This is a genomic window from Bacillus sp. SN1 (genome assembly GCF_002796895.1).
Taxonomy (GTDB): domain Bacteria; phylum Bacillota; class Bacilli; order Bacillales; family Bacillaceae; genus Bacillus; species Bacillus inaquosorum.
The window spans coordinates 1,415,890-1,441,272 of the sequence record NZ_PHIE01000001.1 but is presented as its reverse complement, the minus strand read 5'-3'; the positions used below and the strand labels follow the sequence as shown (position 1 = coordinate 1,441,272).

The 25,383-nt window shown below is 42.5% G+C and carries 28 protein-coding genes and 1 other annotated feature; of the genes, 24 read left to right on the top strand and 4 right to left on the bottom strand.

The genetic code is table 11. The features are described 5' to 3' along the window. The first annotated feature begins 65 nt into the window (after positions 1–65). Entirely contained in the window at positions 66–245 is a 180-nt protein-coding gene (locus tag CVV77_RS07315) for a YjzC family protein (protein ID WP_003239319.1), read from the top strand. A 45-nt stretch (positions 246–290) separates the two neighbouring features. On the opposite strand, the gene CVV77_RS07310 is transcribed toward CVV77_RS07315, so the two are convergent. Next, positions 291–476, bottom strand: a complete 186-nt coding sequence (locus CVV77_RS07310; protein WP_003224551.1) for a YjzD family protein — start codon at positions 474–476, stop codon at positions 291–293. Between the two features lie 251 nt (positions 477–727). Here CVV77_RS07310 and CVV77_RS07305 point away from each other — a divergent pair, with 251 nt between their 5' ends. From CVV77_RS07305 to comZ, 4 genes are all read left to right on the top strand, one after another. After that, complete coding sequence (locus CVV77_RS07305) at positions 728–1,462, top strand: hypothetical protein (RefSeq protein WP_019258046.1); 735 nt, start codon at positions 728–730, stop codon at positions 1,460–1,462. An 81-nt stretch (positions 1,463–1,543) separates the two neighbouring features. Next, positions 1,544–2,101 carry a hypothetical protein gene (locus tag CVV77_RS07300; protein WP_100274990.1) on the top strand — a complete coding sequence of 186 codons (558 nt, stop codon included), beginning with the start codon at positions 1,544–1,546 and terminating at the stop codon, positions 2,099–2,101. Positions 2,102–2,191: 90 nt separating this feature from the next. Beyond that, a complete protein-coding gene (med, locus tag CVV77_RS07295; protein ID WP_019258048.1) occupies positions 2,192–3,145 on the top strand; it encodes a transcriptional regulator Med in 954 nt (317 codons plus the stop codon). A gap of 14 nt (positions 3,146–3,159) precedes the next feature. Then, positions 3,160–3,351 (top strand): ComG operon transcriptional repressor ComZ, encoded by a 192-nt coding sequence (comZ, locus tag CVV77_RS07290; protein ID WP_003224559.1) that lies wholly within the window; start codon positions 3,160–3,162, stop codon positions 3,349–3,351. A 29-nt stretch (positions 3,352–3,380) separates the two neighbouring features. On the opposite strand, the gene yjzB is transcribed toward comZ, so the two are convergent. Further along, positions 3,381–3,608, bottom strand: a complete 228-nt coding sequence (gene yjzB, locus CVV77_RS07285; RefSeq protein WP_080010764.1) for a spore coat protein YjzB — start codon at positions 3,606–3,608, stop codon at positions 3,381–3,383. Positions 3,609–3,772: 164 nt separating this feature from the next. On the opposite strand from yjzB, the gene fabH reads away from it, so the two are divergent. The 9 genes from fabH (at position 3,773) to CVV77_RS07240 (ending at position 13,623) form a co-directional block, all read left to right on the top strand. Then, positions 3,773–4,711: a beta-ketoacyl-ACP synthase III gene (fabH, locus tag CVV77_RS07280; RefSeq protein WP_019258049.1), complete on the top strand. Its 939-nt coding sequence runs from the start codon at positions 3,773–3,775 to the stop codon at positions 4,709–4,711. Positions 4,712–4,733: 22 nt separating this feature from the next. Then, positions 4,734–5,975, top strand: coding sequence for a beta-ketoacyl-ACP synthase II (gene fabF, locus CVV77_RS07275; RefSeq protein WP_100274989.1), 1,242 nt, complete (start codon positions 4,734–4,736; stop codon positions 5,973–5,975). 76 nt (positions 5,976–6,051) lie between these two features. Further along, positions 6,052–6,837 (top strand): DUF2268 domain-containing putative Zn-dependent protease, encoded by a 786-nt coding sequence (locus tag CVV77_RS07270; RefSeq protein WP_019258051.1) that lies wholly within the window; start codon positions 6,052–6,054, stop codon positions 6,835–6,837. Positions 6,838–7,025: 188 nt separating this feature from the next. Further along, positions 7,026–8,012 carry an oligopeptide ABC transporter ATP-binding protein AppD gene (appD, locus tag CVV77_RS07265; RefSeq protein ID WP_100274988.1) on the top strand — a complete coding sequence of 329 codons (987 nt, stop codon included), beginning with the start codon at positions 7,026–7,028 and terminating at the stop codon, positions 8,010–8,012. Next, complete coding sequence (gene appF / locus CVV77_RS07260; RefSeq protein WP_100274987.1) at positions 8,009–8,998, top strand: oligopeptide ABC transporter ATP-binding protein AppF; 990 nt, start codon at positions 8,009–8,011, stop codon at positions 8,996–8,998. Before appD ends, appF begins: the two co-directional genes overlap by 4 nt. A gap of 85 nt (positions 8,999–9,083) precedes the next feature. Next, complete coding sequence (locus CVV77_RS07255) at positions 9,084–10,712, top strand: peptide-binding protein (RefSeq protein ID WP_100274986.1); 1,629 nt, start codon at positions 9,084–9,086, stop codon at positions 10,710–10,712. Positions 10,713–10,785: 73 nt separating this feature from the next. After that, entirely contained in the window at positions 10,786–11,736 is a 951-nt protein-coding gene (locus CVV77_RS07250; protein WP_014113363.1) for an ABC transporter permease, read from the top strand. Between the two features lie 15 nt (positions 11,737–11,751). Then, positions 11,752–12,666, top strand: a complete 915-nt coding sequence (opp4C, locus tag CVV77_RS07245; protein ID WP_019258053.1) for an oligopeptide ABC transporter permease — start codon at positions 11,752–11,754, stop codon at positions 12,664–12,666. A 204-nt stretch (positions 12,667–12,870) separates the two neighbouring features. Further along, complete coding sequence (locus CVV77_RS07240; RefSeq protein WP_003239298.1) at positions 12,871–13,623, top strand: YjbA family protein; 753 nt, start codon at positions 12,871–12,873, stop codon at positions 13,621–13,623. Positions 13,624–13,658: 35 nt separating this feature from the next. Here the strand turns inward: CVV77_RS07240 and trpS are convergent, their stop codons facing one another. Beyond that, a complete protein-coding gene (gene trpS, locus CVV77_RS07235) occupies positions 13,659–14,651 on the bottom strand; it encodes a tryptophan--tRNA ligase (protein WP_100274985.1) in 993 nt (330 codons plus the stop codon). Positions 14,652–14,708: 57 nt separating this feature from the next. Then, positions 14,709–14,921 (bottom strand) — a binding site (T-box leader). Positions 14,922–15,392: 471 nt separating this feature from the next. On the opposite strand from trpS, the gene oppA reads away from it, so the two are divergent. From oppA to spx, 8 genes are all read left to right on the top strand, one after another. Next, a complete protein-coding gene (gene oppA / locus CVV77_RS07225; RefSeq protein WP_088111150.1) occupies positions 15,393–17,030 on the top strand; it encodes an oligopeptide ABC transporter substrate-binding protein OppA in 1,638 nt (545 codons plus the stop codon). 107 nt (positions 17,031–17,137) lie between these two features. Further along, positions 17,138–18,073 (top strand): oligopeptide ABC transporter permease OppB, encoded by a 936-nt coding sequence (gene oppB / locus CVV77_RS07220; protein ID WP_003239289.1) that lies wholly within the window; start codon positions 17,138–17,140, stop codon positions 18,071–18,073. Between the two features lie 3 nt (positions 18,074–18,076). Further along, positions 18,077–18,994, top strand: a complete 918-nt coding sequence (gene oppC, locus CVV77_RS07215) for an oligopeptide ABC transporter permease OppC (RefSeq protein WP_003232954.1) — start codon at positions 18,077–18,079, stop codon at positions 18,992–18,994. A gap of 4 nt (positions 18,995–18,998) precedes the next feature. Next, positions 18,999–20,075, top strand: a complete 1,077-nt coding sequence (gene oppD / locus CVV77_RS07210) for an oligopeptide ABC transporter ATP-binding protein OppD (RefSeq protein WP_080010765.1) — start codon at positions 18,999–19,001, stop codon at positions 20,073–20,075. A 1-nt stretch (position 20,076) separates the two neighbouring features. Next, positions 20,077–20,994 carry an oligopeptide ABC transporter ATP-binding protein OppF gene (gene oppF, locus CVV77_RS07205; protein ID WP_019258058.1) on the top strand — a complete coding sequence of 306 codons (918 nt, stop codon included), beginning with the start codon at positions 20,077–20,079 and terminating at the stop codon, positions 20,992–20,994. A 106-nt stretch (positions 20,995–21,100) separates the two neighbouring features. Beyond that, positions 21,101–22,318: an MFS transporter gene (locus CVV77_RS07200; RefSeq protein WP_100274984.1), complete on the top strand. Its 1,218-nt coding sequence runs from the start codon at positions 21,101–21,103 to the stop codon at positions 22,316–22,318. A gap of 174 nt (positions 22,319–22,492) precedes the next feature. Next, positions 22,493–23,071, top strand: a complete 579-nt coding sequence (locus tag CVV77_RS07195) for a GNAT family N-acetyltransferase (RefSeq protein ID WP_003239283.1) — start codon at positions 22,493–22,495, stop codon at positions 23,069–23,071. A 180-nt stretch (positions 23,072–23,251) separates the two neighbouring features. Continuing rightward, positions 23,252–23,647, top strand: coding sequence for a transcriptional regulator Spx (gene spx / locus CVV77_RS07190; protein WP_019258059.1), 396 nt, complete (start codon positions 23,252–23,254; stop codon positions 23,645–23,647). A gap of 42 nt (positions 23,648–23,689) precedes the next feature. Here the strand turns inward: spx and CVV77_RS07185 are convergent, their stop codons facing one another. Continuing rightward, positions 23,690–24,346: a TerC family protein gene (locus tag CVV77_RS07185; RefSeq protein WP_088111148.1), complete on the bottom strand. Its 657-nt coding sequence runs from the start codon at positions 24,344–24,346 to the stop codon at positions 23,690–23,692. Positions 24,347–24,530: 184 nt separating this feature from the next. Here CVV77_RS07185 and CVV77_RS21995 point away from each other — a divergent pair, with 184 nt between their 5' ends. Both CVV77_RS21995 and mecA read left to right on the top strand, forming a co-directional pair. Beyond that, the gene (locus CVV77_RS21995) at positions 24,531–24,656 is read left to right on the top strand and encodes a hypothetical protein (protein WP_119913679.1); all 126 of its coding nucleotides are present in this window, start codon (positions 24,531–24,533) and stop codon (positions 24,654–24,656) included. Continuing rightward, the gene (gene mecA, locus CVV77_RS07180) at positions 24,623–25,279 is read left to right on the top strand and encodes an adaptor protein MecA (RefSeq protein WP_003239278.1); all 657 of its coding nucleotides are present in this window, start codon (positions 24,623–24,625) and stop codon (positions 25,277–25,279) included. The genes CVV77_RS21995 and mecA overlap by 34 nt, the downstream gene beginning before the upstream one ends. The last annotated feature ends 104 nt before the right edge of the window (positions 25,280–25,383 follow it).

Sequence of the window (25,383 nt, the reverse complement as noted above, 5' to 3'; positions counted from 1 at the left end):
TGATGGCAACATATTCACAGCCGCTTAGGCGCATACTACAGCAAAAAGGAAAAGGAGGAAAAACAGTGGGACAGCAGCATCAATTCCGGCCCGGACAAAAAGCGCCCAACAATGGCATCTACGTTGAAATCGGCGAGACGGGGAGTATGGTTAAAAACCCTCAAAAGGTTCATCTCTCAGCAGGGGATATGTTCCCTGAAACATCAAATCACAACCGGCTGTGGACATATAAAAGAAAGCCGTGATCAAGAAAAAACCCAAAACAATGAAATGTTTTGGGTTTTTGGCTTTTAATGCTGGCTTGCATTTTTGTTCATAGGCATGATTTCTGCTAAAACCATGATTAAGACATACAGTACAACAGCAATGACAGATGATGTTTTGAAATTATACGCAGCGCTGTTCATGCTGGCAATCAAGTAGCATGCCATATGTGATAAAAGGAACGTCCAAATAAAGGCAATAATATATCGCACGTTTCCACCTCGTCCTTCTCATTCTATTCTAGAAGCTATCATACCATACAAAAAGCGAAGGGGGAATCCAATTTTAGAAGAAAGTGAGGTGACAAAAGAGTCTGATTCGTCACATTTTAATGGTAAAATATAAAAAATCGTCAATCGGTATAATAGCCAAAACTGTAAAAGGCTAGGACTTTACCTTATTCGTTTCTTTTCTTTCTACATATGATAGCGTGAGATGAAGTGTGAAAGGAGGCGGGCAAGCGATGGGAATAACGGAAAGGTATTTTCAATTGGGAACGGAGCATAACGTCATTCATCTGCCCTATCGCCCGAACGGCTTCGGCATCTTTATCTTAGGGGACAGAACCCACTTTGTCGGGAATGATTCAAGCTTTTGGCTTCAGCATTACGGCCGAAATCAGCTTCTGAACATGCTGAGGAATGAAGGATATACCCTTTTTAACAGCAATCTGTTCGGAAGGCATTGGGGTGCGGAAAAAGCGGTCACCTATGCCAAACAGCTCATACATTCCGTGCTGAAGCAGGAAATCCTCAATCCGAAGATTCATATTTTAGCAGAAGGCATGGGTGCTCTCGTGGCCGATGAACTGCTTCGTTTTTCCCCGGATCATATCCGCTCAGCCGCAATGTTGAATCCTTGTCTCGATCTTCAGGCACATTATGAATCGGAGAAAGAAAATAAATTTTTCTATAAGCAATTTTTGAGAGAAGTATCGGAAAGCTACGGAATTTCTGAAAAAGAAGCGGAAGCGCTGTGTTACAAAACAATTGAAAGCTATCCGAGCGGCGTGCCGGTTCATATATGGCAGCGAATGACCGGAGCTCCCTATCCGTACAGCGTACATGCCGAAGTATTCAAGGAAAAGCAGCAAGAGCAAGGCTCACCGGTCGACATGACATTTCACTTATTTGAGCATCCAAGCAGAATATATGCATCAATCTGCAAATTCTTTCACAGTCATGAAAAAGAGTTATAGAGAATACAATAACAACAGCCTTCTCCTTTGCGGAGGCTGTTTTGCTTTGGGAAATGAAAAACCGGAAGGGCGGCAGATGCAATGGAATCAACGCTGATTGTAGGTGCGGACGAATTTTTCGGCCTTTCATTATGCGAGCGAATGATGGATGAAGGCATACATGTTGACGTTATTCTGGCTGAAACAGAAGATGAAATGAGACAAATATACTTAGAAGAAAGACTCATGTGGCTTGGGAGAAATGAACTCTTTCGCCAGCTTGAACGCATTGGGGAGCGAAAATATGATACAATTTGTATCCAGTTCGGCGGCTTGCCCTTAGACCAATATGATTCTCCCTATGTATTAGTATATGAACAAGACCGAACAGAATGGGAAAAAATGAAAAAGACAGGTTCAGAAAAAGCGGTAATCCTGCCAAAAATGTATGGGCCCTGGAAAAAAGAAACTGAGGAAGACGGCTTTTACACAGACGATGTGGCAGACGAACTGCTGAGGTTTCTGCTTGAACCAAGCCGTGATAAAAGCAATAATCAGATTTTTAATTTGCAAGTCACACAAAAAACCTCGAAAGAAGAAGCAAAAACAAAAATTGTCGAGTGGAAAAGACAATTTTCATCAATTTTCGACAAATATTAAGAAAAACCTTCCATGTTTCGAGGTTTCTAGATACAATAAACGTATAAAAATAATACATGTTATAGCTTGTCAAAAGGAGTTGAACATGACTTGATCACAAGGCTTGTCATGATCTTTTCTGTCCTCCTTTTATTGAGCGGATGTGGACAAACTCCGTTTAAAGGAAAAATTGAGAAGGTCGGCATGCTCTTTCCTGATACGATTAATGACCTCGTATGGGGCACAAAAGGGTATAAAGGATTACTGAATATACAATCAAAATACAATGTGGACGTCTACTATAAAGAAGGCGTTAAAACAGATGAAGATATCATAAATGCGATTGAGGATTTTCATAAGCGGGGCGTCAACCTTCTCTATGGCCATGGAAGTGAATATGCAGAGGTATTTAACTTGGTCAGCGAAGATTATCCAGATATGGAATTTGTCATTTCTAATGCGGAAGCGAAAGGTGATAATGTGACGAGTGTCCATTTCAGCGGCGAAGCAATGGGCTTTTTTGGAGGAATGACAGCTGCCCATATGTCGAAAACGAATCAAGTCGGCGTGATTGCTTCCTTTACGTGGCAGCCAGAGGTTGACGGTTTTATCAAAGGTGCCAAATATGAAAACCCTGATATAGAAGTAAACACGAAATATACGGATCATTGGGATGATGATTCGACGGCAGTAAAGCTTTATCAGAAAATGAAGAACGAAGGCGCGGATGTTGTGTATCCCGCCGGAGACGGGTATAATGTTCCTGTCATTCAGCAAATCAAAAAAGACGGCCTTTATGCCATCGGCTATGTCACTGATCAATCAGATCTCGGCGAGAATACCGTATTAACCAGCACGGTGCAAAATGTGGACAAGGCCTATGAAATCATCGCCGAGCAATTCAACAAAGGCACCCTTGAAGGCGGAGATCATTACTACGACCTGAAAACGGGAGTTGTTGAAATGGGAACATTTAGTCCGCTTGTCGATAAAGACTTTCAGCAAAGAATCGCCAAGCTGATCAAAACGTACAACAAAACAGGCGAACTGCCAAAAAATGAGTAATGGAGTGACTTCACATGCAGCACGAAAAATCACTGGAGTTCTTGCAAATTGCCATGAAATATCTGCCTGAAGCGAAAGAACAGCTTGAAAAATCAGGCATTGAGCTGTCAATGGAGGCCATCCAGCCGTTTATGAATCTATTTACAACGGTAATGGCGGAAGCTTATGAGCTTGGCAAGTCTGACGCGAAATCTGAAACCGAATAAGAAAAAGCCACTTTTTTGAAAGTGGCTTTTCACATGATTTTCTTTTTAATAGCGGAAATCATCGGTGCAAGCTCCTTTAAAGCGGGCTTGATTTGATCAAGAGAGTTCATAATTGAACCGATTTGGTCCATAATATGCATGTAATTAATCGTCTCTTCTTCGTTTGTCTGGGAAACCTCCTCTTGCTGTTCTTCCTTCTCTGCTGTTTGTTTTGCGGAATCGCCGAACATCATCTTTGAAAACACATCCAACTGCATACGCCTCCTTTCCATATACCATACTCTATGAGTAAGATGAACTGATAGTTTAGACGAATATATTGCCATGTGAAAAAAAATAGGATAGAATTAGTACCTGATACTAATAATTGATCACAACCTGATTGATCTTCTAAATTTACGATATAAAGGAGTCTTCCCTTATGAAAGCTGGAATACTTGGTGTTGGACGTTACATTCCTGAGAAGGTTTTAACAAATCAAGATCTTGAAAAAATGGTTGAAACTTCTGACGAGTGGATTCGTACACGAACAGGAATAGAAGAAAGAAGAATTGCCGCAGATGATGTGTATTCATCACATATGGCTGTTGCAGCAGCGAAAAAGGCGCTGGAACAAGCTGAAGTGGCAGCCGAGGACCTGGATATGATCCTGGTTGCAACTGTTACACCTGATCAGGCTTTTCCTACGGTCTCTTGTATGATTCAAGAACAGCTCGGCGCGAAGAAAGCGTGTGCTATGGATATCAGCGCGGCTTGTGCAGGCTTCATGTACGGGGTTGTAACCGGTAAGCAATTTATTGAATCCGGAACCTACAAGCATGTTCTTGTTGTCGGTGTAGAAAAGCTCTCAAGCATTACAGACTGGGAAGACCGCAACACAGCCGTTCTGTTTGGAGACGGAGCGGGCGCTGCGGTAGTCGGGCCAGTCAGTGATGACAGAGGAATCCTTTCATTTGAACTAGGAGCGGACGGCACAGGCGGTCAGCACTTGTATCTAAATGAAAAAGGACATACAATCATGAAGGGACGAGAAGTTTTCAAATTTGCAGTCCGCCAAATGGGCGAATCATGCGTAAATGTCATTGAAAAAGCCGGACTCTCAAAAGAGGACGTCGACTTTTTGATTCCGCATCAGGCGAACATCCGCATTATGGAAGCCGCTCGCGAGCGTTTAGAGCTTCCTGTCGAAAAGATGTCTAAAACCGTTCATAAATATGGAAATACTTCTGCCGCATCCATTCCGATCTCTCTTGTAGAAGAATTGGAAGCTGGTAAAATCAAAGACGGCGATGTGGTCGTTATGGTAGGGTTCGGCGGAGGATTAACATGGGGCGCCATTGCAATCCGCTGGGGCCGATAAAAAAAGGTGAGGTGCACACAAGATGAGTAAAAAGAGAGTAGTTGTTACAGGACTTGGAGCATTATCTCCGCTTGGCAACGACGTCGATACAAGTTGGAATAACGCAATCAACGGTGTGTCCGGAATCGGTCCGATCACTCGTGTTGATGCTGAAGAATATCCGGCAAAAGTAGCCGCTGAGTTAAAAGACTTCAATGTTGAAGATTATATGGATAAAAAAGAAGCTAGAAAAATGGACCGCTTTACTCAATATGCGGTTGTAGCTGCGAAAATGGCAGTTGAAGACGCAGATCTCAACATTACCGATGAGATCGCACCGAGAGTCGGTGTTTGGGTAGGCTCCGGAATCGGAGGACTTGAAACACTAGAGTCTCAATTTGAAATTTTCTTAACAAAAGGCCCAAGACGTGTAAGCCCGTTTTTTGTGCCAATGATGATTCCTGATATGGCGACAGGCCAGATTTCTATTGCATTAGGAGCAAAAGGGGTTAACTCTTGTACCGTTACAGCATGTGCTACAGGAACGAATTCAATCGGTGACGCGTTCAAAGTCATTCAGCGCGGCGATGCAGACGTTATGGTCACAGGCGGAACAGAAGCGCCGCTGACAAGAATGTCATTCGCGGGCTTTAGCGCCAACAAAGCGCTGTCTACTAATCCAGATCCGAAAACAGCAAGCCGCCCATTCGATAAAAACCGTGATGGCTTTGTCATGGGTGAAGGTGCAGGGATTATCGTTCTTGAAGAACTTGAGCATGCCCTGGCCCGCGGCGCTAAGATTTACGGAGAAATTGTCGGCTACGGCTCAACGGGAGACGCTTATCATATCACTGCACCGGCACAAGACGGTGAAGGCGGAGCGAGAGCGATGCAAGAAGCCATAAGAGATGCGGGCATTGCCCCTGAAGAAATTGATTATATCAATGCTCACGGGACAAGCACGTATTACAATGACAAATACGAAACGATGGCGATTAAAACCGTCTTCGGCGAGCATGCGCATAAACTTGCGGTAAGCTCTACAAAATCGATGACAGGCCACCTCTTAGGAGCAGCTGGCGGTATTGAAGCGATTTTCTCTGTCCTTGCCATTAAAGAAGGTGTGATCCCACCGACAATCAATATTCAAACACCAGACGAAGAATGCGATCTAGATTATGTGCCTGATGAAGCCCGCAGACAGGATCTCAATTATGTTCTCAGCAACTCATTGGGATTCGGCGGACACAATGCAACATTAATCTTTAAGAAATATCAATCATAATCACGCCAAACCGGCTGCCCTTAAAGGGTAGCCGGTTTTTTTTGTGCGCATAGGATAAAAAAGAGGAGGCGATCACATGAGTGTGGAACAAACATATAGCTGGCTCGGGAAGGCTGCTTCAATAGATGATTTGGCGCATTACATTGTACCGCTTTTTTCAGGTGTGGAGCAAAAGAACTGGAAAGGCATTCTGGGTCACCTTCAGCATCATGGGATGTTTAAAAACATAAAAGAAGGAATTCATACTGCTTCAAAGCTGAAAGAAAAAGGTTTTTACGAGCATATTCAAAAGGAAGAACAGTACCTGAAAAACAAATGGCAAGGTCCTGATGTACCAATTGTCACGCTGCCGGTTGATGAACGAAACAGGAGAATTCGTTTAGAATTCGGATCAAAGTCAGGACTCGCCTTTCAAGACAAAATGTTCCTCTTTCTCTCGTCAGATTTGGATTTTGCATCGGTATCTGCCCTGATGACACATGAATATCATCACGTTTGCCGGTTAGATCATCTGACAAAAGAGGAAAAGGATGTCACATTACTTGATACAATCATCATGGAAGGGCTTGCAGAATATGCTGTATATGAGAGGTTCGGCCGAAGTCAAATGGCTGAATGGACGTCTTGGTATACCCCGGAGCAGCTGCAAGCTTTATACGAAAAAAAGATTGCCCCCCATCAGGATATCAAACGGGACAATCGACTATTCTCCCAGCTGTTATTCGGTAAAGGATATCAGCCGAAAATGCTTGGATACGCAGTCGGATTCAATATTGTAAAAAAATATTTAACAGCCAACAAGGCAAACACGGCAGACGGGCTGTCCATTCCTGCTGAAACCTTTCTGGATGCAACGCTTTAATAGAATAAAATAATGGAATTTCGTTAATAATATTACATTTATCCTAAAAAATTCTTGATTTTGCAAAATGATTGTAATAATATACAACTATAAAATTTTTCGATAATTCAATATTATTTATTATTTCTGAATAAAGGGATTGCTTTCTCTTGAAAACGTTTGAAACAAGAGGGGGAAGGGGAGCTAGCATGAGCACACTTTTAGAAGTGAATAATTTAAAGACTTATTTTTTCAGAAAAAAGGAGCCGATCCCTGCGGTTGACGGAGTCGATTTTCACATCAGCAAAGGCGAAACCGTCGCGCTTGTAGGTGAATCGGGCTCCGGAAAAAGCATTACTTCTTTATCAATTATGGGCCTCGTCCAAAGCTCAGGCGGAAAAATCATGGACGGCTCTATTAAACTCGAAGACAAAGACCTCACCTCATTCACTGAAAACGACTATTGCAAAATCCGCGGAAACGAAGTATCCATGATCTTTCAGGAACCAATGACCTCCCTTAATCCGGTGCTAACAATCGGAGAACAAATTACCGAAGTGCTGATTTACCATAAAAACATGAAAAAAAAGGAAGCTCATCAAAGAGCTGTTGAACTCTTGCAGATGGTCGGTTTTTCCCGGGCCGAGCAAATCATGAAGGAGTACCCGCACCGGCTGTCCGGCGGAATGAGACAGAGGGTGATGATTGCCATCGCACTCAGCTGTAACCCTAAACTGCTCATTGCCGATGAACCGACAACAGCGCTTGATGTGACAATACAAGCCCAAGTTCTGGAGTTGATGAAAGATCTCTGTCAGAAGTTCAATACTTCAATTCTTCTTATCACACACGACTTAGGTGTCGTGTCGGAAGCAGCCGACAGAGTGATTGTCATGTACTGCGGACAAGTCGTAGAAAACGCCACTGTTGACGACTTATTTTTAGAGCCGCTGCATCCTTACACAGAAGGCCTGCTTACATCGATTCCTGTCATAGATGGAGAGATTGATAAATTAAATGCGATTAAAGGCAGCGTGCCGACACCAGATAATCTGCCGCCGGGGTGCCGTTTTGCTCCAAGGTGTCCGAAAGCCATGGATAAATGCTGGACACATCAGCCTTCGCTTTTAACGCACAAAAGCGGAAGAACAGTGAGATGCTTTTTATATGAGGAAGAGGGTGCCGAACAATCATGACAGCAGCTAATCAAGAAACAATCTTAGAGCTTCGTGACGTAAAAAAATACTTCCCGATCCGCTCAGGCCTTTTTCAAAGAAAAGTCGGCGATGTAAAAGCGGTGGACGGTGTTTCATTTTCGTTACAAAAAGGAGAAACACTCGGAATCGTTGGAGAGTCCGGCTGCGGAAAATCGACTGCCGGCAGGACGATGATCAGGCTGTATAAACCAACTGAAGGCCAAATCCTTTTTAAAGGGCATGATATTTCCAACCTGTCAGAGGAGAAGCTGCGGAAAAGTGTCCGCAAAAATATTCAAATGGTTTTCCAAGATCCATTTGCCTCTTTGAATCCAAGAAAGACGCTGCGTTCTATCATAAAGGAGCCGTTTAATACACATCACATGTATACGATGAGTGAACGAAACGAGAAAGTCGAAGAACTGCTTGCGAGAGTTGGTCTTCACCCGTCGTTTGCCAGCCGTTATCCCCATGAATTTTCCGGCGGACAGCGTCAGCGGATCGGCATCGCCAGAGCGCTCACTTTGAATCCAGAGCTGATCATTGCAGACGAACCGGTTTCCGCACTTGATGTATCCATTCAGGCCCAAGTGATTAACTTAATGGAAGAATTGCAGGAAGAATTTAATCTGACGTATCTATTTATCTCTCATGATCTAAGTGTCGTCCGCCATATCAGCGACAGAGTCGGAGTTATGTATCTTGGCAAAATGATGGAACTGACCGGCAAGCATGAGCTTTACGACAATCCGCTTCATCCATACACCCAAGCACTTCTATCGTCCGTCCCGGTCACCAGAAGGAAAGGATCTGTCAAACGGGAACGCATCGTCCTGAAGGGAGAACTGCCAAGTCCGGCCAATCCGCCAAAAGGCTGCGTTTTCCACACAAGATGTCCTGCCGCAAAGCCGATATGCAAGGAACAAATACCAGAATTCAAAGAAGCTGCTCCCAGCCATTTTGTGGCTTGTCACCTTTATAGCTAATTGCCCGCACAGCTTTGAGAGGGGGTATGCGCACTACATAAACAACAGCTGAGAAGAACGAACATTTCAAGAGGGGGAATATCTAATGAAAAGACGGAAAACCGCACTGATGATGCTAAGTGTATTGATGGTTCTGGCCATCTTCTTATCGGCCTGCTCGGGATCAAAATCGAGCAGCAACAGCGAGAAAAAATCAGCAGGCAAACCGCAGCAAGGCGGGGATTTGGTTGTTGGTTCAACTGGGGAGCCAACTCTGTTTAATCCACTCTATTCTACAGATGTCGCCAGTTCAGATATTGAAGGGATGATCTATAGTACATTATTAGAAACAGATGAAAAACTAAATGTGAAGCCTGCGCTAGCCGAGAAAGTGACAGAATCCAAGGATGGTCTGACTTATAATGTCAAGATTAGAAAAGGTGTAAAATTCCATGATGGGAAGGAACTTACTGCGGATGATGTTGTTTTCACATACAGCATCCCCATAAACAAGGATTATAATGGTGAACGCGGCTCGGGTTTTGAGTCACTTAAGTCAGTGACGAAAAAAGGTGATTATGAAGTTGAATTTAAATTAAAGAAAAAGGATGCTTATTTTTACAATGTTGTTTTAGATAGTTACGGTATTCTGCCTAAACACATTTTAGGGAAAGTACCAGTTTCAGATCTAGGCGAAAATGAATTTAATAGAAAGAATCCGATTGGTTCGGGTCCATTCAAGTTTGCTGAATGGAAAAAAGGAGATTATGTAAAACTTGAAGCTAATGAAGATTATTACGGCGGAAGACCATATTTAGATACAGTTACAGTAAAAACAATCCCGGATTCAAATGCAGCTGTTGCCCAGTTAAAGGCTGGAGATATTGATTTCTTTGTTGTTCCGGGTACTGATTTCGAGACAGTCAAGACATTTGATAATGTGAAAGTTAAATCAGATCTTGGTTTGAACTATAGCTATATTGGTTGGAATGAGAAAAATGAATTATTTAAAGACAAAAAAGTCCGCCAAGCTCTTACGCATGCACTTGATCGAAAAGCAATGGTGGATCAAGTGTTAAACGGTGATGGTGAAGTCGCAAACGTTCCTGAAAGTCCGCTATCTTGGAATTACCCGAAAAGTGATGTACCTACATTTGATTATAATCCTAAAAAAGCTAAGAAGCTTTTGAAAGAAGCGGGATGGAAAGATACAGACGGAGACGGTTACCTTGATAAGGATGGAAAGAAGTTTTCGTTTACCATTAAGACAAATCAAGGCAATAAAATTCGGGAAGATTTAGCGGTTGTTGTTCAGCAGCAACTAAAAGAAGTGGGAATTGAAGCAAAACCGCAAATTGTAGAATTTAGTGCACTTATTGAACAAACAAGTGCACCGAAATGGGACTATGATGCTTTGCTGCTTGGCTGGAGCTTGGCTACATTTCCGGATCAATTTTCGATTTTCCACTCCAGTCAATCAAAGAACGGATTAAATAACATATGGTATAAGAACCCTAAAGTCGATAAACTTTTGGAAGAAGCTAAATCTATTACAGACAGAAAAGAATATCAGAAAAAATACGAAGAAATCTATAAATTGATTGCAGAGGATCAGCCTTATTCATTCTTATTTTATTACAATTATCATAGGGCAATCCCGGCAAACATGCACGGCTATGTGTTCCATCCAAAGAATGACTTATATCATATTGAAAAATGGTGGCTTGAACAATAATTTTGAATCCCTAGAGAGGTGAGGATTCAGCATCCTTTCCTCTTTATCCTATTTTAGAAAAGGGGACAAGAAGATGGTTACATATATTGTTCGTCGAACATTAATGTCTTTGCCAATCCTACTGGGCATTACAATATTATCATTTGCGATAATGAAAGCGGCGCCAGGTGACCCGATGTCATTAATGATGGACCCGACAATCAGCCAAGCTGACAGAGCGAAATTTATTGAAAAGTATGGACTCAATGACCCAGAGCCTGTTCAATACTTAAAATGGCTTGGAAATATGCTCCAGGGCGACTTCGGGACATCTATTGTTAAAAAGGGGACACCAGTTTCCGATCTAATCCTTTCACGTTTGCCGAATACCTTGGTGCTTATGGTTTTTTCAACTCTTGTTGCTCTTCTGATTTCAATTCCTTTCGGAGTGCTTTCCGCGAAACGCCCTTATTCTAAACTTGACTATGGGATAACTGTTACATCATTTTTAGGGCTGGCCATACCAAATTTCTGGTTCGGATTAATTCTTATTATGGTTCTTTCCGTAAATCTCGGCTGGTTTCCTACGGGGGGTGTCAGCACTTTAAACGCTGACTTTAGCATTTTTGACAGGCTCCATCATTTAATTCTGCCTGCATTTGTTTTAGCAACTGCTGATATGGCCGGTATTACTCGATATACACGTTCAAGTATGCTCGATGTATTGAAGCAGGATTATATAAGAACAGCCCGGGCAAAGGGATTTAAAGAAAATAAAGTTATTTTCAAACATGGTTTGAGAAATGGACTTCTGCCTGTTATTACAATTTTCGGATTAATGATTCCATCATTTATTGGTGGTGCTGTCGTGGTTGAACAGATTTTTACTTGGCCTGGATTGGGGAAATTATTTATTGATTCGGCATTCTCTAGAGATTATCCGGTTATTATGGCCATGACTGTTATTTCTGCTGTTTTGGTTGTACTGGGAAACTTGATTGCGGATATTTTGTATGCATTAGTTGATCCGCGAATTGAATATTAAAAGGGGGAGGCACATATGGCACATCCAAACACTGCGGCTCCCTCTAATGAGGTAAAGCTAAAAGAAAATATTAGAAAAAAACCAGAAACAATGACTAGGATCTTTTTTGAGAAGTTTTTCAAAAATAAGCTTGCTGTTATTGGTGGTATCATTTTAACAGTTATCATTTTAATGGCGGTCTTTGCCCCTTTTATTGCGCCTTACTCGCCTGAGAGTCAATCTCTTTTAAATAAATTGAAGCCGCCAAGCCCAAAAAATCTAATGGGGACAGATAAGTTTGGGCGCGATATATTTACAAGGGTGTTATATGGGGCTCGTGTGTCTTTATTGGTCGGCTTTGTCTCAGTAGTTGGTGCAATTACTATAGGCACCGTTGTTGGCGCCTTAGCAGGGTACTTTAAAGGAATAGTAGATGCTGTATTGATGAGGGCTGTCGATGTAGTCTTATCTATTCCGGATATTTTTCTGCTTATTACATTGGTGACAATTTTTCAACCGGGAATGGATAAGTTAATTTTAATTTTTTCTCTGACGGGTTGGACTACAACAGCGAGGCTTGTCAGAGGTGAGTTTCTATCTCTTAGGTCAAGAGAATTTGTATTGGCTGCTAAAACAATAGGTACCAAAAATTACAAAATTATTTTTTCGCATATCTTACCGAATTGTATTGGGCCAATAATTGTCTCCGCTACTTTAAAAGTGGGCAGTGTCATTTTAGCTGAATCAACTTTAAGTTACTTGGGCTTCGGAATCCAGCCGCCAATCGCAAGCTGGGGAAATATGCTTCAGGATGCTCAAAACTTTACATTAATGATTCAAGCATGGTGGTACCCATTATTTCCCGGGCTATTTATTTTAATTACCGTTTTGTGCTTCAACTTTGTCGGTGATGGCCTTCGGGATGCACTGGACCCGAAAAATATTAAATAAAATGAAAACAATATTGGTTACAAAATATAACGAAAACAGAAGAAAAGCAGATCTCTTTTTGTCAGAAAATCTACAAAGAGATCTGCTTTTTGTGATTCTTACATAAACCCAGAGATTCCAGATTTCCTCAATCTCTTTGGAATAATTTCTCTGTCCCTTGCCTATACTGTGGACAACAGTTTTTATAAAAGTGAGGGGTTAGAGATGTTATTTCTTCATGATGTGTGGGTCAATTGGTTTGAAGGGGAAGAAAATGGCTACAATGTATGCCACTTTCACGAATGGCGCAAGGAAGATACGGTTGAGCTTTTGGATCAGGTGCCGCTGTTAAGGGTGCCGTCGGTACTGTTTCATTACATAGAAAACGATCTGTCTGAGCTTCCGAAAGGTTTGCTTGAAGACGTACATCAGAAATCGTACATTCGGAAAAATCACGAGCGGACAAAGCTGGAGTATTGTTTTGTCGTAACAGACGGAATTGGCATTTTGGCTGTCGACACGATCGGCTACACGATCCCTGTCAGAAAAAGCCGTCTGATCCCAAGACAGGAGCAGCTCGTTTATGAAATGGTAAAAGATGTGGAGCCTGAAACATATGAATTTGAGCCAAAGAAGCTGGAATCCTCCAAAGAATATCACATTTTATCATTAGCACCAGAGCACGTCAGAGGACTAACAAGAAAAGAGCGGCAAATCAAGCAGCTGATGTTTATGGCGCTTGACCAATTAAAAGGGCTGAAAAACCGCGCTGAAATCGGCTACTGGTACACAGAGTGGAACCCGCATATGTATGAACAAATCAAACGGATGAGCTTTGAAGAGATTTGGGACATGCTGTATAACGAAACAATTGAAGGCTGGTCGGACAAGCATCTGGCTTTTTGCGAAAATCTGATAAAAGGACAGCCTTTTTTCGAAAAGCTATGGGAAATGGAAAACGAATCGAAGGTAAACTGAAAAAAACCGCTCTTTGCATAGAGCGGTTTTTTTGATCAGCGTCTTTTTCGGCCAAGACCCATGGCGTTCTCCATTTTTTTCAGCATTTTGTTCGCTGTCCGGTTTGCCCGTTCCGCGCCTTCATCAAGAATCTGGTCTAATTCATCAGATTCAACCAGTTCATGATAGCGGTCCTGGATCGGTTTTAATGCGTTAACCACGACTTCTGCCAAATCACCTTTAAACTCGCCGTAGCCTTTCCCTTCGTACTTTGCTTCAAGCTCCTCAATTGTCGTATTGCCGAGGATTGAATAAATCGTAAGAAGGTTGGAAACGCCCGGTTTGTTTTCTTTATCAAATTTTACAATGCCTTCAGAATCTGTTACAGCACTTTTGATTTTCTTTTCAAGGAGCTTCGGTTCATCCAGCAATGTAATATAAGCTTTCTGGTTCGGATCGGATTTGCTCATTTTCTTCAGCGGATCATTCAGAGACATGATGCGTGCGCCGACTTTTGGAATTTTCACTTCCGGAATGGTAAAGATGTCGTTATATTTTTTGTTGAAGCGTTCCGCGAGATTCCGCGTCAGCTCAAGGTGCTGCTTTTGATCCTCGCCGACAGGCACAAGATCCGTTCCATACAGCAGAATATCAGCGGCCATCAGTGGCGGGTACGTTAACAGGCCGGAAACGACAGCTTCATTGCCTTTGGATTTATCCTTAAATTGAGTCATCCGTTCAAGCTCGCCGATATATGCGACACACTGCATCATCCATCCGGCCTGCGCATGCGCGGGAACCTCTGACTGAATAAACAATGTTGCTTTTTCTGGATCAAGTCCGACAGCTAAGTAAAGCGCCGCCAGATTGCGGATATTCTTTCTTAGCTGAAGCCGGTCTTGAGGCACGGTAATCGCATGCTGATCCACGATGCAAAAATAGCTGTTATAATCATGCTGCAGTTCGACAAACTGCTTCATTGCACCGATATAGTTGCCGAGCGTAACGGAGCCGCTTGGCTGAATGCCTGAAAAAATCGTTTGTTTCATAAAAAATCAACCTCATTTCTTAAAACATAATAAAAAAGGCTCATTCTTCCCCTGTAAAAAAGGGACGAATGAACCGTGGTACCACCCTGATTATTCCATTAAAATGGAATCACTCTGACGTTTGTAACGGAGTCTGCTCCGGCTGAGCCTACTTTTCGGGTTCGGTCAGCTGCTCCAAAGTCCATTCCACATTGCCCGTTATCTGCTCCCACCACCGCAGACTCTCTTCAAACGGGTGAAATGTGTACTACTCTTTTTCATAGCACGCTTTTCTTTTGATTGCTTCATTATAAATCAATTATAACCAATTGTCATCATGAAAAAACATTCTTTTTTCCAGTAACATTGTAATGATATAAATACCAGGGAAGCTGTAAAACCCCTAAATGATAACTGCTATCAGCGTGAAAATAGCAAGATATTATATGTAAAAAGCAATATGAGCAAAAAACCCGTAAAATAGTTTTTAATCAATTTATGCTTTAAATGGTAGAAGGATATTATGTTCGTGGAAGAAAAACTAACGAAGTTTAAATATTTTAAATTGATAAAATAATATTGCAATAAATTATTTGTTTCATTATAATGAACTTGTTCACTCTATTGTTACAGCTTTTTTACAAAAATAATCAGAAAAGACGGAACAGAATAAAAGTTATGGAAACTCAGGTTCATTTGTCTGATATTTCTGAGGATTTAGCCGTAAGGAGCTGAAAAAATTATTATTAGGGGGTTTGCGAATTGAAAAAACGTTGGTCGATTGTCACGTTGATGCTCATTTTCACACTTGTGCTGAGCGCTTGCGGCTTTGGCGGCAGCGGGTCAAACGGTGAAGGGAAAAAGGACAGCAAAGGAAAGACGACACTTAACATTAATATTAAAACTGAGCCGTTCTCATTACATCCGGGATTGGCAAATGATTCAGTATCAGGCGGTGTCATCCGTCAGACTTTTGAAGGATTGACACGTATCAATGCAGATGGTGAGCCTGAAGAAGGCGCTGCTTCTAAAATTGAAACGAGCAAAGATGGAAAGACATATACATTTACAATTCGTGACGGTGCAAAATGGTCAAACGGCGACCCTGTAACAGCACAAGACTTTGAATATGCTTGGAAATGGGCGCTTGATCCTAATAACGAATCACAATACGCTTACCAGCTCTACTACATAAAAGGTGCTGAAGCGGCAAATACCGGCAAAGGCAGCCTTGATGATGTGGCAGTAAAAGCTGTAAATGACAAAACGCTAAAGGTTGAATTAAATAACCCGACTCCATATTTCACTGAATTAACTGCGTTCTACACGTATATGCCGATCAACAAGAAAATTGCAGAGAAAAATAAGAAGTGGAACACAAATGCCGGAGATGATTATGTATCAAACGGACCGTTCAAAATGACGGCATGGAAACACAGCGGATCTATCAAACTTGAAAAAAATGACCAGTATTGGGATAAAGACAAAGTCAAACTGAAGAACATTAATATGGTTATGATCAACAATAACAATACTGAACTGAAAAAATTCCAAGCAGGAGAACTTGATTGGGCCGGTATGCCGCTCGGACAGCTTCCTACAGAATCTCTGCCTACCTTGAAAAAAGACGGTTCTTTACATGTTGAGCCGATTGCAGGTGTCTATTGGTACAAATTCAACACTGAGGCTAAGCCGTTAGACAACGTAAATATCCGTAAAGCTTTAACATATTCGCTTGACCGTCAATCGATTGTTAAAAACGTTACACAGGGAGAGCAAATCCCGGCAATGGCTGCGGTGCCGCCGACAATGAAGGGATTTGAAGATAACAAAGAAGGCTACTTCAAAGACAACGATATCAAAACGGCAAAAGAATACCTTGAAAAAGGCCTGAAAGAAATGGGCTTGAGCAAGGCATCTGACCTGCCGAAAATCAAATTGTCTTATAACACGGATGAAGCACATGCGAAAATCGCTCAAGCTGTACAAGAAATGTGGAAGAAAAATTTAGGCGTGAATGTTGAGCTTGATAACTCAGAATGGAATGTATATATTGATAAACTCCACAGCCAAGACTATCAAATTGGCCGTATGGGCTGGCTCGGCGACTTCAATGATCCTATTAACTTCCTTGAATTGTTCCGTGACAAGGACGGAGGAAATAACGATACTGGCTGGGAAAATCCAGAATTCAAAAAGCTTCTGAACCAGTCACAAACTGAAACAGATAAAACAAAACGTGCAGAGCTGCTGAAAAAAGCAGAAGATATTTTCATTGATGAAATGCCAGTTGCCCCAATCTATTTCTATACAGATACTTGGGTACAGGATGAAAACTTAAATGGTGTTATCATGCCAGGTACTGGTGAGGTTTATTTCAGAAACGCATATTTTAAATAAGGCTTCGTCTGAAAATAAAAGACCTCAAGGTATATGGGGAGAAAAACCCCATATACCTTTCTTACTGATGGAGTATAAAAATGTAAAAACCATGGAGGTGTTCCCCCTTGCTAAAATATATCGGAAGACGCTTAGTCTATATGATTATCACACTATTTGTGATTGTAACTGTGACATTCTTCTTAATGCAGGCAGCACCGGGCGGGCCATTTTCAGGTGAGAAAAAGCTTCCGCCTGAAATTGAAGCAAACTTAAATGCGCATTATGGCTTGGACAAGCCGCTGTTTGTACAATATGTCAGTTATTTGAAATCAGTTGCAATGTGGGATTTCGGACCGTCATTTAAATATAAAGGTCAGAGTGTTAACGACCTGATCAGTTCAGGTTTCCCCGTTTCATTCACTCTTGGAGCAGAAGCTATTCTCCTCGCTTTAGCGTTAGGTGTATTGTTTGGGGTCATTGCAGCCCTTTACCATAATAAGTGGCAGGATTATACCGTCGCGATTTTAACGATATTTGGTATTTCAGTTCCGAGCTTTATCATGGCGGCTGTTCTGCAATATGTGTTTTCCATGAAGCTTGGGCTGTTTCCGGTCGCGGGGTGGGAGTCCTGGGCATACACCTTTTTGCCTTCAATCGCACTTGCTTCCATGCCGATGGCGTTCATTGCCAGACTTTCCCGTTCAAGCATGATCGAAGTGTTGAACAGTGATTATATCCGTACAGCGAAAGCGAAAGGGCTGTCTCGCCCAGCGGTTACAGTGCGGCACGCCATTCGAAACGCGCTTTTGCCAGTTGTTACATACATGGGCCCGATGGCCGCGCAGGTCTTAACGGGGAGCTTCATTATAGAAACCATTTTTGGGATCCCAGGGCTTGGTGCACACTTCGTAAACAGTATTACAAACCGTGATTATACAGTCATTATGGGTGTAACGGTGTTCTTTAGTGTCATCCTGCTATTGTGTGTATTAATTGTAGACGTGTTATACGGCATTATTGATCCAAGAATCAAGCTTTCCAAAGCAAAGAAAGGAGCCTAGGCCATGCAGAACATTCCAAAAAACATGTTTGAACCAGCCGCAGCGAATGCCGGCGATGCAGAAAAAATAAGTAAAAAGAGTCTTTCCCTCTGGAAAGATGCGATGCTTCGCTTCCGCAGCAATAAGCTTGCAATGGTCGGGCTTATCATTATCGTGCTCATTATCCTTATGGCGATTTTTGCGCCGATGTTCTCAAGGTATGATTATTCAACTACTAATCTCTTAAATGCGGATAAGCCGCCTTCAAAAGATCATTGGTTCGGCACAGATGATCTTGGACGGGACATTTTCGTCCGTACATGGGTAGGAGCTCGAATCTCAATCTTTATCGGTGTTGCAGCCGCTGTTCTTGATTTGCTGATCGGCGTCATTTGGGGAAGTATTTCAGGATTCCGCGGAGGCAGAACCGATGAAATTATGATGCGTATCGCTGATATCCTTTGGGCAGTTCCTTCATTATTAATGGTTATCTTACTGATGGTTGTTCTTCCGAAAGGGCTATTTACAATTATTATTGCTATGACGATTACGGGCTGGATTAATATGGCCAGAATTGTACGCGGACAAGTGTTGCAGCTGAAGAATCAGGAGTATGTGCTTGCTTCACAGACACTTGGTGCAAAAACATCCCGTCTTCTGTTTAAACATATCGTGCCAAACGCAATGGGTTCTATTTTGGTCACGATGACATTGACAGTTCCTACTGCGATTTTCACAGAAGCCTTTTTAAGCTATTTGGGACTTGGTGTTCCGGCTCCGCTGGCAAGCTGGGGAACGATGGCTTCTGACGGACTGCCTGCATTGACCTATTATCCGTGGCGTTTATTCTTCCCTGCCGGTTTCATCTGCATTACGATGTTTGGCTTTAACGTGGTCGGCGACGGATTAAGAGACGCATTGGATCCTAAGTTACGTAAATAAGGGAGTGATACGGGTGACACGCCTATTAGAAGTAAAAGATTTAGCGATATCATTTAAAACATATGGCGGAGAGGTTCAGGCGATCCGCGGAGTGAATTTCCATCTGAATAAAGGAGAGACGCTGGCCATCGTCGGAGAATCAGGTTCCGGAAAAAGTGTGACCTCTCAAGCGATCATGAAGCTGATTCCAATGCCTCCGGGTTATTTTAAGCGCGGTGAGATCTTGTTTGACGGCAAGGATCTGGTGCCGCTATCTGAAAAAGAGATGCAAAATGTCCGGGGGAAAGAGATCGGGATGATATTCCAGGATCCGATGACCTCTTTAAATCCGACGATGAAGGTCGGTAAACAAATTACGGAAGTGCTTTTTAAACACGAGAAGATCTCAAAAGAAGCGGCGAAAAAACGCGCCGTTGAGCTGCTGGATTTAGTCGGAATCCCGATGCCGGAAAAACGGGTCAATCAATTTCCGCATGAGTTTTCGGGCGGGATGAGACAGCGAGTTGTCATTGCCATGGCGCTTGCGGCGAATCCGAAGCTACTGATCGCCGATGAGCCGACGACTGCTCTTGATGTAACGATCCAAGCACAAATTCTGGAATTGATGAAGGATTTACAAAAGAAAATTGACACGTCAATCATCTTTATCACACACGATCTTGGTGTTGTGGCTAACGTTGCTGACCGGGTCGCTGTCATGTACGCGGGACAAATTGTAGAAACCGGTACGGTAGACGAAATCTTCTACGATCCGAGACATCCGTATACTTGGGGGCTGCTTGCATCCATGCCGACACTGGAAAGTTCGGGAGAGGAAGAGCTGACTGCAATTCCGGGCACGCCGCCTGATTTGACAAACCCGCCAAAAGGAGATGCTTTTGCCCTGCGGAGCTCTTACGCGATGAAAATCGATTTTGAACAGGAGCCGCCAATGTTTAAGGTATCCGATACTCATTATGTCAAATCGTGGCTGCTTCATCCTGACGCGCCAAAGGTAGAGCCGCCTGAAGCGGTAAAAGCGAAAATGCGGAAACTGGCAAATACGTATGAAAAACCTGTCTTAGTGAGAGAAGGTGAATGAATTGACTGAGAAACTATTAGAAATCAAACATTTAAAACAGCACTTTGTCACGCCGAGAGGAACGGTTAAGGCTGTAGACGATTTGTCATTTGATATCTATAAAGGTGAAACATTAGGGCTGGTTGGTGAATCTGGCTGCGGTAAATCGACAACAGGCCGAAGCATTATTAGGCTGTACGAAGCAACCGATGGTGAGGTGCTGTTCAACGGCGAAAATGTGCATGGGAAAAAATCACGGAAAAAGCTGCTGGAATTCAACCGCAAAATGCAGATGATTTTCCAAGACCCGTATGCATCTTTGAATCCGAGAATGACAGTTGCTGATATTATTGCTGAAGGCCTTGATATTCATAAGCTGGCGAAAACGAAAAAAGAGCGGATGCAGCGTGTCCACGAGCTCTTGGAAACAGTCGGTTTAAACAAGGAACACGCAAACCGCTATCCGCATGAATTTTCCGGCGGCCAGCGTCAAAGAATCGGGATTGCCAGAGCTCTTGCCGTTGATCCGGAATTCATTATTGCGGATGAACCGATTTCGGCTTTGGATGTATCCATCCAGGCGCAGGTCGTGAATTTAATGAAAGAACTGCAAAAAGAAAAAGGGCTCACTTACCTGTTTATTGCCCACGATTTATCGATGGTCAAATACATCAGCGACCGCATCGGAGTCATGTATTTCGGGAAACTGGTTGAGCTTGCGCCTGCAGATGAGCTTTATGAAAACCCGCTTCACCCATATACAAAGTCATTGCTTTCAGCGATCCCGCTTCCTGATCCGGACTATGAGAGAAATCGTGTCCGCCAGAAATACGATCCGTCCGTCCATCAATTAAAAGATGGTGAAACGATGGAATTCCGTGAAGTGAAACCGGGACATTTTGTAATGTGTACGGAAGCAGAATTTAAAGCTTACTCATGATTCATCAATCCTTCAAGATAAATGTCTTGAAGGATTTTTTTGCGCCTACATAGAAAGTGAGAATGATAACATTTACAAGTAGAGGAAAAAGCGGAGGCGAAATACGATTCAATTTCTGCATAACAAAAATGTTTTTGCACTGCTGCTGTCTCAATCTCTTCAATCTTTAGCAGGAGTCCTTGTCACAATCGTTTTAATGGTCCGGGTCTATCAAATGACAGACTCTGTCTTTTTGGCGGGTCTTGTTTTATCGTTCATGTCGTTTGCGAGTATAGCGGCAAGCTTTTGCATCTCTCCGGTGCTTCGCAATCTTGGTTTTAAAAAGGTGCTTGCGTTCGCAAATCTGCTGAGGGCGGTCTTTACAATACTAATGGCATACAGCGTCAGTCATCACGGACAGGTTTTCTTTTGGATAACGCTGCTGTTTGTCTTCTGTTTTTCCTTTGCGGGCGCCTTTTTTCAGCCGGTAAGATTCGCGCTGCTGCCGATTATTGTTCCAAAAGAGCAATATGTGAAAGCGAACGGTGTGATCTCCCTCTCGAATCAATTGTTTTTAACAGCAGGCTGGGGCCTAGGCGGCCTTCTGACGTATGCCGTACCGTTTGAACTCGTTGTAGATGCAGCCATTTGCCTGTTTGTTCTTTCGGGGGTTTCCATCAGTTTGCTCCATATAAATGAAGAAGAGACTGATGGAAAAGCTGAAACAGCATCTGCCAGGAGTATATGGAAGGATTTAATGATCATCCCGGTTGTAAGAGACATTACTGTAATGGACATGATAGAAGCTTTGGCGGGTTCAGTTTGGTCGTCTGCTATTCTTCTCGCATTCACTGCGGCTGTTTTGCATGAAACAGAGGTGTGGTGGGGAATGTTTAACGCTTCTTATTTTATAGGTGCAATTGCCGGCAGTGTGATTGCCATTCGTTTTTCTGCTTTTTTTGAGCAGAACATGGGCTATGCGATTATGTTCAGCTCGCTTGTGATGTCGGCGCTGACCCTTTTGTTTTCATTTTCTCCAATTCCGTTTTTATGCGCTCTGGCTTGTGCTGCAATGGGGCCTTTTTATCAGGTGCGTGATATTTGCCAGGAAACCGTGCTGCAGGAGGCCATTCCGGAACAGAAGCGTATCGGGATCATGGCTGCCAAAAATGCGATTTTGACTCCTTGGTCTGGCATCACCTACTCCATCATGGGGCTCGTGGCTGATGCGGCTGGTGCGAAAATGGCTTTTATCACGGCTGGAGTATTGTATGGCATGACGTTTCTTATTGCACTGGCACAGCCCCGCTTGCTTCATTACAAGCGGGAAAGCCGCGCTCAATGAGAGCTTTTTGCATACGCTTCAAAATGAACGAAGCATCTGGCTCCGGTTTTTGCTGAAAAAAAATGAAACCATGGCGGAAGTTCGTACGTCTTTATAGATGTAAAGCTGTTTAAACAAGAAGAAATGGGGTATATCTAAAAGTATGAAGACAATGAACTCATAAGGAGCAAATCAATGAACTGGTACGAAAAGCTTAGCGAGTACTTTCCAATTGAAGAAATGAAATCAAAAGCGCATATGGAAGCTCTTCTGAAAGAGCGGAGCGATATTTATCATAAAGACGAAGGCAAACATCATATACTAATGTTTGCGGAATTCGATTCTTTTATCTTTGTTGATTATCTGTATGTGTCTAAGGATGCAAGAGGGCAGGGGCTTGGCGGCAAATTGATCGCAAAGCTCAAAAAGAAAAATAAGCCGATCTTGCTCGAGGTGGAGCCTGTGGATGAAGATGATGCTGATACAGAAAAACGCCTGAGGTTTTATCAAAGAGAGCATTTCAAGCATGCTCAGTCAATTGGGTACCGGCGCCGGTCATTGGCTACGAATGAAGTAAACAAGATGGAGATTCTGTACTGGTCACCGAAAACAGAATCAGAAGAAGAAATTCTTGAAGCCATGAAACAGACATATGAAAACATTCATACTTATAAAGATGAGAAATGGTACGGGGAATCGTACGAAAAAACAGATGAGGTCTTGAAACTCATAGATGAAGAAAAACAAAAAAACATTTTCGATCAGTTAAGCTAATTGAGAATCAGAACATATCATTCAAATTAAAAATTTGCTGGATTGACACATTTTTTTCTTAGGATACTGTTCACACTTACTTTTTTATAGTATAATACCTATAAAGATTCCTTTTTTAGAGTAATTTCAATTTAAGAATAAAATAGATGTTCATCCTACTAATTAGAGGAGTGAAGATGAATGGTTACATTATACACATCACCAAGCTGTACTTCATGCAGAAAAGCGAGAGCGTGGCTCGAGGAGCACGATATTCCATTTGAAGAAAGAAACATTTTCTCTGAACCTTTATCTATTGATGAAATAAAACAAATTCTTCGAATGACTGAGGACGGAACAGATGAAATCATCTCAACCCGTTCAAAAGTATTCCAAAAACTGAATGTGAACGTTGAATCTATGCCGCTGCAAGATTTGTACCACTTGATCAACGAGCACCCAGGTTTGCTTCGCCGTCCGATCATCATCGACGAAAAACGTTTGCAGGTTGGATACAACGAAGACGAAATCAGACGTTTCCTGCCAAGAAAAGTCCGCTCTTTCCAATTAAGAGAAGCACAGCGTTTGGCAAACTAATAGATCGTATCATCAAAAGAAGGCTGAGTCATCAGCCTTCTTTTATTTTTCAACCTGCTGATAATAAATACTCGCAAGGATGACAAACGCGACCGTTAAAATGGGGAGGAGCGTTTCGACTACGCCGTGCTGCGCCATAAAAAAAGACAGCTTTTTGTCCCTGACAATCATTTCTCCGCCGGTATAAGCAAGCAGCCCGCTTCCCGCGTAAATCAGGAGGGGGATTTTCTCAAGTGCAATGTGGATGAGTTTGCTGCCCCAAATAATAACCGGCACCGATACACACAAACCTATGATAACAAGAGAAAACTCACCGTGTGACGCTCCCGCAACCGCTATAACGTTATCCAGCGACATAAAGAGATCTGCAAGCACAATCGTTCGTATCGCTCTCCACAGGGAGGTGCTGCTTTTGATGTGCTGCGTGTCTTTTTTTTCAATCAGCAGCTGATAGCCTAAATACAGCAGGAAAATTCCGCCGGCGCATTGCAAGAAAGGAATGTTCAAAAGATATACGGCTGCGCTTGTTAATCCGATTCTCATGGCAACGGCGATAAATGTTCCGATAATAATGGCTTGCTGTCTTTGCTTGTCCGGCAAATTTCTGCTGGCCATAGCAATGACGATCGCATTATCTCCGCCAAGGATCAGATCGATTCCAACAATGACAAGCAGAGAAATCAGATAGTCATGCTCCATGAATCGGCACCTCGCTTTCGTTCCATCGCTTGTACTACTACTATATGAGACAGGTCGTATTTTATGATATCAGCCGCAGATCTGCCGTTTTTTAGGCAAAGGTGCATTTTTATTTCTTTTGTGACTGTTTTATCATAAAATAGAAATACAAAGGAATTCACACTGGCCTTGCTTCAAGGTTAAGATGTGGACGGAATGGGTAAAGTGTAGTAAAGTACAATTAATCGGGAGCTTAGATGTCCCTTCAACATCTTATATAGAAGGGAAGGTTGGCAAATGGAAATTGAAAGAATTAACGAGCATACAGTAAAATTTTATATGTCTTACGGAGATATTGAAGATCGCGGTTTTGACAGAGAAGAAATTTGGTATAACCGTGAGCGCAGTGAAGAACTGTTCTGGGAAGTCATGGATGAAGTTCATGAGGAAGAGGAATTCGCTGTGGAAGGCCCTCTTTGGATCCAAGTTCAGGCTCTGGACAAAGGATTAGAAATCATCGTCACAAAAGCCCAGCTTTCCAAAGACGGACAAAAGCTCGAACTGCCGATTCCTGAGGATAAAAAGCAAGAACCAGCATCTGAGGATCTTGACGCCTTGCTGGATGATTTCCAGAAAGAAGAGCAAGCCGTCAATCAGGAAGAAAAGGAGCAAAAGCTTCAATTTGTCTTGCGGTTTGGCGATTTTGAGGATGTTATTTCTCTATCTAAATTGAACGTTAACGGAAGCAAAACGACTTTATATTCGTTTGAGAACCGATATTATTTATATGTAGATTTTTGCAATATGACTGATGAAGAGGTTGAAAATCAGCTAAGCATCCTGTTGGAGTACGCAAATGAATCCTCAATCAGCATACACCGTCTTGAAGAGTACGGCAAGCTGATTATTTCAGAGCATGCTCTAGAAACGATAAAAAAACACTTTGCATCATAGCAAAGCCGATTTCTTTCCGGAAATCGGTTTTTTTTATGCGCTGAAATGCCATTTTTGAGAACTGAAATCAACATCATACATCCAGGCGAAAAATACAGCCAACA